The organism is Actinomycetospora lemnae, assembly GCF_028737315.1.
Classification (GTDB): Bacteria; Actinomycetota; Actinomycetes; order Mycobacteriales; family Pseudonocardiaceae; genus Actinomycetospora; species Actinomycetospora lemnae.
This window is the reverse complement of record NZ_JAQZAO010000003.1, coordinates 86,555-98,296: the sequence shown is the minus strand read 5'-3', so window position 1 is coordinate 98,296 and position 11,742 is coordinate 86,555. Positions and strand designations below refer to the sequence as shown.

Sequence of the window (11,742 nt, the reverse complement as noted above, 5' to 3'; positions counted from 1 at the left end):
CGCCCGATCGCCGCGTGCTCATCGGGCGTCGGGCGCGCGGGGCGCTCAGCGGGGGTCGATGTCGACGTCCGGGGGCGGACCGTCGTCGCGGTCGGGGTCGGCGTGGGGGTCGTACGGCGAGGCCGCGGCGGGCGGGGGCTCCGGGTCGCCCTCGGGCGCGCGTTCCTCCTCGGGCACCGCGGCGACGAGGGCGCGCAGGCCGGCGGCGTCGAGCAGGTCGGCGGGGCTGACGGTCTCGTCGTGGCGGACGTAGTGCAGGGCCGCCCGGACCCGCTCGACCGGGATGCCCGACAGCGACGACCACGCCAGCCGGTACGCCGCGAGCTGGACCGCGAGCGCCGGCAGCGCGTCCTCGCGCGGGAGCCCGCCGGTCTTCCAGTCGACGACCGTGGCGCCCCCGTCGGCGTCGGCGAACACCGCGTCGATGCGGCCGCGGACCAGCGTGCCGGCCACCTCGGTCTCGAACGGCACCTCCACCGCCACCGGCGTGCGGTTCGCCCACCGGCTCGCGGTGAACCGTTCGCGCAGCTCCGCGGCGTCCGCGGCGCCGGCCGGGTCGGCCGCCGCGTCGGCGTCCTCGTCGGCGGCGCCGGGCAGCTCGTCGAACTCCAGCAGCTCGGTGGCCGAGAACCAGCGCTCCAGCCACGCGTGGAACTCCGTGCCCCGCCGCGCCCGCGGGTCGGGTGGGCGCGGGACGGGGCGGCGCAGGCGGCGGGCCAGCGCGCCGGGGTCGGCGGCGAGGTCGACGAGCTGGCTCACCGAGAGCTGTGGGGGCAGCAGCACCCGCGCGTGGCGGTCGCGCGCCGCCGCCCGCTCGGCGAGCAGGACCTCGATGTCCGCGGCCCAGCCCTCGGGGTCGGGGGTGGCGGCGGCGTCGGCGTGGACGGCGTCGTCGGCGGCGGCGTCGGCGTGGTCGGCGTCGGCGGGGGCGGCGTCGGCGGCGTCCGTGCTGACGTCCTGGGGCGCCGCGGCCCGCCGGGCCCGGGCCGCCCGGACCAGCGCCGCGCCCTCGTCGACCGCCGCGCGCCGGGACCCGAGCGGGTCGACCGGCCACGCCGCCTCGTGCACCGCCGCCGCCATCGGGTTCGGCTCGCCCTCCTCGGGCGGCTCGGCCCAGGTGTCGACGACACCGCCCCGCCCGGCGGCCACGAGCTCGCCCACCTCGCTGAGCAGCTCCGACGGCCCGCGGGGGCTGTCGCCCGTCTCGCCCCACCAGTGCCCGGACACGAGCAGGGCGTGCTCGGCGCGGGTGAGCGCCACGTAGAACAGGCGGCGCTCCTCGACGAGGCGCCGGTCGTCGAAGGCGCGCTCGTGGGCGTCGAGGCGCTCGGTGACCTCCTTGCGGTCGGCGGCGTCGTCGAGGTCGAGCGCGGGCAGGTCGGGGCGGTCGCCGCGCAGGTCGACCGGCAGCGACGCCACCGACGTCAGCCACGACCCCGACCGCTTCGCCGCCGGGAACACCTTGTCGACGACGTGCGGCAGCGCCACCAGCTCCCACTCGAGCCCCTTGGCCGCGTGCACCGTGAGCACCTGCACCCGCGTCCCGCCCGTCGCCGGGTCCGCGACGTCGACCTCGCCCGGGGCCAGGCCGTCCTCGGCGTCCTCGGCGGCATCCAGGTAGGCGAGCAGCGCCGAGACGGTCGCGGTGCCCCCGGACGCGGTGGCGCCGGCGGTGAAGTCGGCGACGACCTCGGCGAACGCGTCGAGGTGCGCCCGGCCGGTGGGCCCGGGGCGCGTCGCGGTCTCGACGTCGAGCAGCAGCACACGCTCGACGTCGGCGACGAGGTCGACCAGCGGGGCGGTGACGCGGCGGCGCAGCAGGCGCAGCTCGTTCGCGAGGTGCGTGAGCCGCTCGTACCCGGCGGCCGAGTAGCGCGCGGGCGGGCCCGGGTCGTCGAGCGCGTCGACCAGCCCGGCACGCTCGGCGTGCTCGCCGGGCAGGGCGGCGGCGACGGGGTCGGGGACCGCGTCGCTGACGGTGGCGGGGTGGGCCGTGTTCGCTGCGGGCGCCGCCAGCTCGCGCGCCCGGCGCCACAGCGCGGCGAGGTCGGCGCCGCCGATGCGCCAGCGCGCGCCGGTCAGCAGCCGGACCGCGGCCCCGCCCGCGAGCGGGTCGACCACCAGGCGCAGCGCCGACACGACGTCGCGCACCTCGGGCTCGTCGAGCAGCCCGCCGAGACCCACGACCTCGACGGGCAGGTCGCGGGCCCGCAGCGCGGCGGCGAGCGCGCTCATGTCGGCGCGCCGGCGCACGAGCACCGCCGTGGTCGGCGGCTCCGTGCCGGCGTCGGCGGCCGCGCGCCACCGGTCGGCGACCGCGTCGGCGACCCACGCCCGCTCCGCCTCGACGTCGGCGTGCAGCGCGACCCGGACGTCGCCGGCCGGCGCGCCGGGCCGGGGCCGCAGCTCGTCGACCGGGACCCCGGAGGCCCGCAGGGGCTCGGCGACCTCGTTGGCCAGCGCGAGGACCTCGGGCGGGTTGCGGAAGCTCGTCAGCAGGCCGTGGCGCGTCGCGGCGAGGTGCTCGCCGTCGGGGCCGACGCGTGGGAAGTCGGTGACGAAGCGGGGCAGGTTCGCCGCGCTCGCGCCCCGCCAACCGTAGATCGACTGGAAGGGGTCGCCGACGGCGGTGACCGTCGTGCCGCCGTCACCGCCGTCACCGCCGTCACCATTGTCGCCGGCGAAGAGCGAGCGCAGCATGATGCGCTGGGCGTGACCGGTGTCCTGGTACTCGTCGAGCAGCACGGCCCGGAACGCGTCGCGCTCGGCCGCCCCGACCTCGTCGTGGCCCTCGGCGAGGCGCGCCGCGGCGGCCATCTGGTCGGCGAAGTCGAGGCAGCGCTCGGCGCGCTTGCGCGCGGCCAGCTCCTCGACCAGGGGCAGCAGGGCCGCACGGAACCGCTGGGTGGCGACGCGGTTCGCGAGGGCCTGGGGCAGCGCGGGACGCTGCCCCTTCGCCGGCGGGGCGTCCTCGACGGCGCGGGCGAAGCGCTCGGCGTGCCCCCGCAGCGCCGCCGGGTCGGCGAGGTGCTCGCCGAGCTCGCCGGCCAGCGCCTGCACGAGCGCGGTGACGGTGGCGGGCACGCGGTCGGTGTCGAGGTCGGCGGCCCAGGTGGCGACGATCCGGTGCGCGAGCTGCCACGACGCGGTCGGCGAGAGCAGGCGCGCGCCGGGGTCGACGGGCAGGCGCAGGCCGTGCTCGGTGAGCAGGCGCCCCGCGTAGGCGTGGTAGGTCGAGATCGTCGGCTCGCCGGCGCGGGCGGCGAGGCGCCGGTCGCCGGATGGATCGAGCTCGTCGAGGAGGTTCGACGCCCCGAGCACACGCAGGCGACGGCGCACCCGGTCGGCGAGCTGCCCGGCCGCCTTGCGCGTGAACGTCAGGCCCAGCACCTGCTCGGGGCGCACGAGGCCGTTGGCGACGAGCCAGACGACGCGCGCGGCCATCGTCTCGGTCTTGCCGGAGCCGGCGCCGGCGGTGACCAGCGCGGGCTCGAGCGGCGCCCCGATCACGGCCGCCTGCTCCTCGGTGGGCCGGCGCAGGCCGAGGCGCTCGGCGAGCTCGACGGGGTCGATGAGCTCGGTGCCCGGCGGCGCGAGCGCGGTCACGGGACCTGCCTCCCCGAGACGTGGACCGGGCAGGCGGTGCGCACCGGGCACCGCGGGCAGGCGTCGTTCTCGCGCCCCACGAACACCGGCCCCTCGGTGGCGCGCGCCGCGGCACCGACGTGCTCGCGCCACTGCGCGAGGCCCTCGTCGTCGAGCGGTTCCTGCGCGCGCTCCTTGGCGGCGGTCCCGGCGCGCGAGAGGTAGACCAGGCGCGCCCCGCCCGGGGTGGAGCGCGCGGCCGTGCGGTCGGGGCCGGCGAGGGTCTCGGCGAAGGCGCCGAGCGCGGTGGCGAGCTGGTAGACCGCGAGCTGGGGGTGGGCCTGAGCGTCCGCCTTCGAGATCGGCGTCTTGCCCGTCTTCACGTCGATGATCACCGGGCGGCCGCGGGTGTCGATCTCGAGGCGGTCGACCCGTCCGCGCACCCGCACCCCGTCGGTGACCGCGACCTCGAGCTCGCGCTCCACCGCGGCCTCGGTGAGCTGCGCGCGCGTCTGGTCGCGCCAGCTCAGGAAGCTCGCCAGCATGCGGCGGGTGTTCGCGAGCTCGCGGCGGGAGAACCACGGCGCGCCCGCGTCGACCGACGCCCACGCGACGTCGAGCGCCTCGTCGAGCTCGCGGGCGTCGGCGCCCTCGGCGGCGCGCTGGACGAGGGCGTGCACGAGCGAGCCGGTGACCGAGGCGAGCGAGTCGGTGTCGTCGCCGCCGTGGGTCTGCAGCGCCCAGCGCAGCGGGCAGGTCAGGATCGTCTCCACCGCGCTCGGGCTGATCGCGATCGGCCCGGGCGGGCGCAGCGGCGCGTCGGTGGACGGGGTGAGCAGGCCGTACCAGTCGTCGGGGTCGGCGCCGGGCACGCCGGCGTCGGCGAGGCGCGCGAGCCCGTCGGCGGCTCGCTCGCGGCGCCCGGGCTCGGCGTCCGGGTCGGTGACGACGCGGCGCAGCTCGCCGACCAGCTCGGCCAGGACCAGCGCGCGCCCGGGGCGGCTGCGCGGCCTCGTCGCCTCGGCGGGGTCGTCGGTGGTGACGCCGCCGTCGACGTCGTCGAGGAAGCGCGAGGGCGTGACGTCCTCGGCCTCGACCGCGCTGACGTGCACCGCGCGCCGGGCCCGCGAGAGCGCGACCGCGAACAGCCGGCGCTCCTCGGCGAGGAGCGGCGCCTGGCCCGCGACGGCGGGGTCGTCGGGGATGCCGGCGAGGACGTCGACGAGCCGCTCGACCCCGAGCAACGTGCCACGCCGGCGCAGGTCGGGCCAGGTGCCCTCCTGCACGTCGGGGATGATCACCACGTCCCACTCCCGCCCGCGCGCCGCGTGGGCGGTGAGCAGGGCGACCGCCTCGCCGTCGGGGGCGCGCGGGGCGAGGGTGTCGGCGCGGATGCGCTGGTCGTCGGCCTGGGCGACGAAGCCGGCGACGGTGCCGCCGGGCAGGTCCTCGACGTAGCGGGCGGCGCGCTCGACGAGGGCGACGACGGCGTCGAGGTCGCGGTCGGCCTGCGCGCCGGTGACGCCGCCGCGCTCGCTGGCGGCGACCCAGCGCCGTTGCAGCCCGCTGCGGTCCCACACGGCCCAGAGGACGTCGGGCACCGAGGCGCCCGCGTCGATGGCGCCGGCCGCGGCCGCGAGCAGCTCGCCGACGCGGGCGAGCGGCGCGGCCTCCGACGGGCTGAGCAGCGCGAGGGGGTTCTTCTCCTGCGCGATGTGGTCGAGCAGGGCGTCGACGAGCAGCGCGTCGCTGGGCGTGTCCGCCGCGCCGCCGCCGGCCTCGTGGCGGCGCAGCAGCCCGCGGCGCAGCCGGCGCACGGCGAGCGGGTCGGCGCCGCCGAGGGGCGAGGAGAGCAGCGCGAGGGCGGTGTCGGCGTCGAGGCGCTGGGGGTCGGCGGCGCAGCGCAGGACCGTGAGCAGCGGGGCGACGGCCGGCAGCGCGGCCAGCGGGGTGTCGTCGGCGGGGACGGCGAGTGGGACGCCCGCGGCGAGCAGGGCCCGGCGCAGGGGCGGGAGCGAGCCGGCGACGCTGCGCACGAGCACGGCCATGCGGGACCAGGGGACGCCGTCGGTGAGGTGGGCGCGGCGCAGCCGGTCGGCCACCGCGGCGGCCTGGCGCCCGGTGGTGGCGTAGACGTCGACGGTGACGAGGCCGTCGTCGTCTCCCCCGTCGTCGTACGCCTCGCTCGGGGTCGGTGCCGTCCGCGTCCGTCCCGGGCCCGTGCCCGGCAGCGCGGCGACGACGCGGGCGACGGCGGCGCGCAGGGCGGGCCGGCTGCGGTGGTCCGGGTGCAGGACGACGGTGGCGAGCCCGCCGGGGTCGGCGTCGCGCAGCAGCGCCGGGTCGGCGCCGCGGAAGCCGAGCACCGAGGAGTCGGGGTCGCCGGCGAGCACCCAGTCGTCGGCGGCGGCGCCGAGGGTGCGGGCGAGCTCGACCTGCTGGGGGTCCATGTCCTGGACGTCGTCGACCACGAGGTGGCGCACCGCGGCCCGCTCGGCCTCGAGGAGCTCGGGGTCGGTGACGAAGGCGTCGAGCACGGCCGCGACCAGCTCGGCGGCGTCGAGCGGGGGCGCGCTGGCCAGCGGGTTGGCGGAGCCGGCCGCCGCGCGCAGGAGCGTGACCTCCTCGTACGTGCGGTAGAAGCGCCCCGCGGCGATCCAGGCGGGCACGCCGTGGCGCTTGCCGAGGTCGGCGAGCTCGCGGGGCCCGGCGCCGCGCTCGGCGGCGCGGAGCAGCAGATCGCGCACCTCGCCGGCGAACGCGGGCGCCTCGAGCGCGGGGCGCATGCGCAGCGGCCACCCCGACGGCACCCCGGCGCCCGCGACCTCGCCGGCGAGCAGCTCGCGGACCATGGCGTCCTGCTGCGCGCCGGGCAGCAGGCGTGGCGGGGCCTCGCCCCGGCGCTCGGCGTGGCGGCGCAGGACCGCGAAGGCGTAGGAGTGCACGCTGCGCACGAGCGGCTCGGCGACCGCGCGGGCGGGCCGGTCGGTGTCGTCGAGGGCGCGTCGCCGCGCGGCGATGCGCTCGCGGAGGGCGGCCGCGGCGCGCCGATCGCCGACGAGCACCAGCGGGCGCGCGTCGGGCTGCGCGTGGAGCAGGCGGGCGACCCGCTCGGCGAGCAGGGTGGTCTTGCCCGTGCCGGGCCCGCCGAGCACCCGCAGGAAGCCGGCGTCGTGCTCGAGGACGCGGCGCCCGGCGTCGTCGAGCACCAGCTCGCCCGGCACCCACGCCGCGGCGCGGCGGAGCTCGGGAGCGCGGTCGCCGCTCGTCGGGAGGCTCACGGGCACCACTCCACCACGGCCCCCCGACACCGCCGCGGATGCGGGTGGGCGCGCGGGCGCACGGGGTGTGCCAGCCTGGCGTCCAGGCTGGCGTTCAACGCCAGCGAAGGCCCCACGATCATGAGCGCCCCGCTGCCGTCGAGGAACGCGGCTGTGCTGGACTCAGCTCGTGGACGAGGCCCGGCACGAGCGGATCCGCGCGGCGGTGCTGGCGATCCCGGAGGGGTGGGTGGCGACGTACGGCGACGTCGCCGCCGAGGCCGGCGAGCGCTCGGCGCGCGTGGTGGGCAAGGTGCTGAGCGAGGACGGCGCGGACCTGCCCTGGCACCGCGTGCTGCGCGCCGACGGCTCCAGCGCGCCGCACATCCTCGACGAGCAGCACGCCCGCCTGCGCGCCGAGGGGGTCGAGATCCGCGACGGGCGCGTCGTGCTCGCCCACCACCGCCTCGCGAGCGGGTGGCTTTCCCGTCGTTGAGCGACAGCATGGACGCCAGGCTGAGACACCAGGCTGAGACACCTCAGCCGCCCGGGGACGGGTCAGCCGCGCCGGTAGAGGTCCAGGTGGGCGGCGGCCGCGGCGTCCCAGGTGTGCGCCGCCGCCAGCGCCCGGCCGACGGTCGCGTGGGCCGGGTCGAGCTCGGGGTCCCCACCGTCGAGCACCCGCCCGATCTCGCGCGCGAAGCCCTCCGGCCCGTCGGCGAAGCGCGCCGCGCCCGCGAACACCTCGCGCAGCACCGGCAGGTCCCGCGTCACGAGCGGCACGCCCGCCGCGAGCGCCTCCATCGCCGCGAGCCCGAAGCCCTCCTTCGTCGACGGGAACGCGAACACCGCCGCGCCCGCCACGAGCCCCGGCAGCTCGGCGTCCTCGACCGGCCCCAGCACCACGGGTGACACCCCCAGCGCCGCGGCCCGCGCGAACACCTCGTCCCGATACCCCCGGTAGTCGAACAGCGTGTCCCCGCCCGCGACGAGCAACGGGACACCGGGCAGGAGCGCCATCGCCTCGACCAGCTCCAGCGTCCCCTTCCGCGGCTCGATGCCGCCGACGGCCAGCACGTAGCGCCCGTACCGCGCCCGCCACGGCTCCCCCGCGCCGGAGGCGGCGGCCGCGGAGAAGCGCGCCGCGTCCACCCCGTTCCCGATCACCGCCGGCGACCGCCCCCACCCGTCGCGCACCTCGGCCGCCACCGCCGCCGACACGCACACCAGCGCCGCCGGCTCCACGATCGCCCGCTCGTGGCAGGCGGCGAGCTCGGGCGTCGTGAACCGGTCGAGGTGGTGCACGGTCCGCCACAACCCGGCGTAGCCCCGCGCGCGACCGACCGCGTTCGCCGTCAGACAGTCCTGGGCGTGCACCACGTCGGACGCACCCTCGAAGGCGTCCCCGAGCAGCGCGATCGACCGCAGGATCCGCTCCCCCACCGACTCGCCCTCGATCTCGGGCACCGGCACGAGACGCACGGTCACCTCGGGGGCGACCGCCCGGAAGAACCCCGTGTCCCCACCCCGCGCGAGCGCCCACACCGTCACGTCGTGCCCCGCCCGCGCGAACGCCTCGGCCAGCGCGAGCGTGTGCACGACCCCGCCGCGCGGCTTCGTCGAGTACGTCAACAGCGCGATCTTCATCAGCCGTAGGTCTCCGGCCGGCGCTCGGCGAGGTGGTGCAGCACGGCCCGGGCCGCGCCGACCGCGCCCGGCAGGTCCACCTCGGCGACGGCCAGCCCACCCTTCGACCAGGTCCGCGCGAGGATCTCCCCGCCCGGGCCGACGACCTTCGCCCGGCCCAGGAAGTGCAGCGCCCCGTGCCGCCCGCTCTGGTTCGACGAGAGCCACACGACCTGGTTCTCCGCGGCCCGCGCCTGGTCGTAGAGGTCGAACAGGCGCGCCTGGCGGTCCTGCGCCATGCGCGGCGCCCGGTTGGTCAGCGACGTCGGCCAGGCCGACAGGCACGCGATGACCTCCGCGCCGTCCACCGCCAGCGCCCGCGCGGCCTCCGGGAACGTCTTGTCGTGGTCGATGAGCAGGCCCATCCGCCCGAGCGGGGTGTCGAACGCGGAGAAGCCGTCGCCGGCGCGGAACAGCGGCGCGATGCCCGCGGGGAGGTGCACCTTGCGGTGCCGCCCGAGGATCCCGTCCCCGGACAGGCAGACTGCCGCGTCGTAGCGCACCGGGCCGTCGCCGTCGTCGGGACCCAGCTCGCTGTAGCCGAGACAGACGATCATCTCGCCGGCGATGTCGATCACCGACCGCACCTCGTCGCCGTTCGGCTCGAGCAGCGGCGGCAGGCAGTCGACGTCGGGGTGGCGCAGGTCGGTGAGGTACCCCCCGAGCGCCCCGTCGGGCAGCGCGAGCAGCGCCACCCCGGCGTCCCGCGCGTGCGAGATGATCATCTTGATCCGGTCGAGGTCGAACCCGACGTCCCGGGTGAAGTGGGCCGCGGCGGCGGCGAGGCGGACCACCCGTCGACCTCCTAGCCGGCCCGGGCCGCGACGGGCGCGAGCGGTGGCGCGTCGTACGACGCCGGCCGCCGGTCGCGCAGGTGGCCCATGAACCGGCGCGCGGCGTCCACCGCGTCGTCGACGTCCACCGACGCGACGGCCAGCCCCGCCTCGGTCCCCGTGGTGTCGAGGACCTCCCCGCCCGGGTCGACGATCTTCGCGCTCGCCACGAGCCGCATGTCCCCGAACGTGCCGGCCTGGTTCGCCGACACCCAGACGATCTGGTTCTCGAGCGCCCGCGCACGGTCGAAGAGGTCGAAGCGGCGGGTCCAGCGGTCGTCGGCGAGCACCGGCGCCTGGTCGGTGCGCGACGCCGGCCACGCCGACAGGCACACCACGACCCGGGCCCCGTCGACGGCCAGCGCCCGCGCGGCCTCGGGGAACGCCTTGTCGTAGCAGATCATCATGCCGAGCCGGCCGACCGGCGTGTCGAACGCGGTGAACCGGTCGCCCGCGGCGTACGAGCTGTGCTCGTTGAGCGGCTGGTGGACCTTGCGGTGGTGCCCGAGCACGCCGTCGCCGGTCACCGCCACCGCGCTGTTGTACGGACGCCCGCCCGACGCCGCGTCGCCCCGCTCGCAGAAGCCCGCGGTGACGACCGTGTCGCCGGCCAGCGCGATCAACCGCCGCACCTCGGGGCCGTCGACGTCGAGCTGCGGCGGCACGTCCACCGGTTCCCCCGCCCCGCCCGAGTCGTGCAGCGACGACAGGTACCCGCCCAGCGCCGCCTCGGGCAGGGCCAGCAGGTCGGCGCCGGCCGCGCGGGCCTGACCGAGCAGCTCCTCGATCCGCGCGAAGTCCTCGTCGAGGTCGCGGCCGAAGCCCGCGGCGGCGGCCGCGAACGTCCTGACGGTCATGGGGTGGTCCCTTCGGTGGTCCGGGCCCGGTCCGGTCCTGGTGCGCCGGCGCCGCCGCGGGGCGCGGCCCCGAGTCCGGTGACGCCGCCGGCGACGGCCTCGGTGGTCTCGCCGTCGGGCCAGCGCAGGGCGACCCCGGCGGTCCCGGTCACCGTGTCGGTGAGCTCCCCGCACACGGCGCTCGTCGCCGGCCCGGCCGACGGCGCGGGCGCCCCGGGCTCGTCGGCGGTGAGCAGCGCGAAGCCGGGGAAGCAGGTCAGCCAGTCGGCGGGGGTCGCGCCGGCCGGGCGGGGCACGGCGGCGACGTCGAGCACGGCGCCGGTCCCCGACGCCTCGGCGAGCATCCCGAGCGTGCCGACGACCCCGGCCATCGACACGTCCTTGGCCGCCGCCGGCCGGTGCGCCGCGCGCGGGCCGATCGCGCCGACCATGGCCCGCAGGTCGGCGGGAGCGCGCGTCGACGTCGAGTCCCACTGCCGGCCGGTGTAGCCGGGACGCCAGGTGCCGTGCAGGTCGGCGGTCAGGCGCACGGCCATGCCGGGCCGGCCGCCGGAGGCCGCGACGGGCGTCGTCGTCCGGCCCAGCGCGGTGACCGCCAACGAAGCGGGCACCTCGAGCTGCGTGTGCCCGCCGATCACCGGTACCCCGTAGGCCTCGGCGGCGGCGCGCAGGCCGGTCAGCACGCGGTGGGCGAACGAGGCGTCGCGCGCGCCGACGGCGTCGAGCAGCGCGATGGGCTCGGCACCCATGGCGGCGAGGTCGTTGACGTTGACCAGCACCCCGCACCAGCCCGCCCACTCCGGGTCGCGCTCGACCATCGCGGGCAGGATCGCGTCGCAGGCCGCGACGACGTCGCTGCCCGGCACGGGGGCCCCGTCGTCGCCGACGTGCGCACCGCTCCCGGCCAGGCCCGCGACGAGCTCGCCGAGCGGGGCCTTCGTCGCCGCGACGAGGGCGGCGAAGCGCCCGACGGGCCGGCGCATGCGCACGTGCGGCCGGCCGGCGACCGTCGTCGCGCGGACCCGCTGCCAGCCCAGCCGGCGGAAGAGGGTCTCGTTGGCGGCCTGCACGTCGGCCTCGAACCGCAGCACGCCCGCCGCCTCGGCGCGGGCGCAGGCGGCGCGGACCAGGGCGGCCCCGACGCGGATCCCGGCGCGGCGCCGGGCCGTCGGGGCGACGACGAGGCGGCTGCCCGTCCACCAGCCGAGGTCGGGGCGGGCGGTGTCCGGGTCGACGGGTGCGAGACGCACGCCGCCCAGCACCTCGCCGGCGCCGTCGCGGGCGACGAGGACGACGGCGCGCGGGTCGTGGTCGTGCTCGTCGAGGTCGCCGGCGATGTCGTCGCGGAACAGGCCCTGCTCGTCGACGAACACCGCGCGCCGCAGGGCCCGGTGGGCGACGACGTCGGGGTGGCGGGCGTCGGTCGCGGGCGCCTCGGTGATCGTGACGTCACGGGCGGGCCGGCGGGAGCGGCCCCCGAGGATCTCGTCGGCGGCGCCCAGGTCGTCCAGGAGCGACATC

At 78.4% G+C, this 11,742-nt stretch carries 7 protein-coding genes; 1 reads left to right on the top strand and 6 read right to left on the bottom strand.

Features of this window, described 5'->3' with window-relative positions; all coding sequences use genetic code 11:
• Nucleotides 1-45 precede the first annotated feature (45 nt).
• Complete coding sequence (locus PGB27_RS07355; RefSeq protein ID WP_274199719.1) at nt 46-3,606, bottom strand: ATP-dependent helicase; 3,561 nt, start codon at nt 3,604-3,606, stop codon at nt 46-48.
• The gene (locus PGB27_RS07350; protein ID WP_408630028.1) at nt 3,603-6,875 is read right to left on the bottom strand and encodes an ATP-dependent helicase; all 3,273 of its coding nucleotides are present in this window, start codon (nt 6,873-6,875) and stop codon (nt 3,603-3,605) included. The genes PGB27_RS07355 and PGB27_RS07350 overlap by 4 nt, the downstream gene beginning before the upstream one ends.
• Before the next feature lie 160 nt (nt 6,876-7,035).
• Here PGB27_RS07350 and PGB27_RS07345 point away from each other — a divergent pair, with 160 nt between their 5' ends.
• Nucleotides 7,036-7,341: an MGMT family protein gene (locus tag PGB27_RS07345; protein ID WP_274199717.1), complete on the top strand. Its 306-nt coding sequence runs from the start codon at nt 7,036-7,038 to the stop codon at nt 7,339-7,341.
• A gap of 62 nt (nt 7,342-7,403) precedes the next feature.
• Here PGB27_RS07345 and PGB27_RS07340 read toward each other — a convergent pair whose 3' ends face one another.
• The 4 genes from PGB27_RS07340 to PGB27_RS07325 are packed head-to-tail and all read right to left on the bottom strand — an operon-like array spanning nt 7,404 to nt 11,741.
• A complete protein-coding gene (locus tag PGB27_RS07340) occupies nt 7,404-8,492 on the bottom strand; it encodes an MSMEG_0565 family glycosyltransferase (protein ID WP_274199716.1) in 1,089 nt (362 codons plus the stop codon).
• The gene (locus PGB27_RS07335; RefSeq protein WP_274199715.1) at nt 8,492-9,325 is read right to left on the bottom strand and encodes a carbon-nitrogen hydrolase family protein; all 834 of its coding nucleotides are present in this window, start codon (nt 9,323-9,325) and stop codon (nt 8,492-8,494) included. The genes PGB27_RS07340 and PGB27_RS07335 overlap by 1 nt, the downstream gene beginning before the upstream one ends.
• An 11-nt stretch (nt 9,326-9,336) precedes the next feature.
• The gene (locus tag PGB27_RS07330) at nt 9,337-10,221 is read right to left on the bottom strand and encodes a carbon-nitrogen hydrolase family protein (protein WP_274199714.1); all 885 of its coding nucleotides are present in this window, start codon (nt 10,219-10,221) and stop codon (nt 9,337-9,339) included.
• The gene (locus tag PGB27_RS07325) at nt 10,218-11,741 is read right to left on the bottom strand and encodes an MSMEG_0567/sll0787 family protein (protein WP_274199713.1); all 1,524 of its coding nucleotides are present in this window, start codon (nt 11,739-11,741) and stop codon (nt 10,218-10,220) included. The genes PGB27_RS07330 and PGB27_RS07325 overlap by 4 nt, the downstream gene beginning before the upstream one ends.
• Nucleotide 11,742: the final 1 nt, after the last annotated feature.

What these genes read in the sequence shown, in the direction of transcription:
- PGB27_RS07325 (WP_274199713.1), bottom strand. Translation starts at nt 11,741, where the DNA reads ATGTCGCTCCTGGACGACCTGGGCGCCGCCGACGAGATCCTCGGGGGC.
- PGB27_RS07330 (WP_274199714.1), bottom strand. Translation starts at nt 10,221, where the DNA reads ATGACCGTCAGGACGTTCGCGGCCGCCGCCGCGGGCTTCGGCCGCGAC.
- PGB27_RS07340 (WP_274199716.1), bottom strand. Translation starts at nt 8,492, where the DNA reads ATGAAGATCGCGCTGTTGACGTACTCGACGAAGCCGCGCGGCGGGGTC.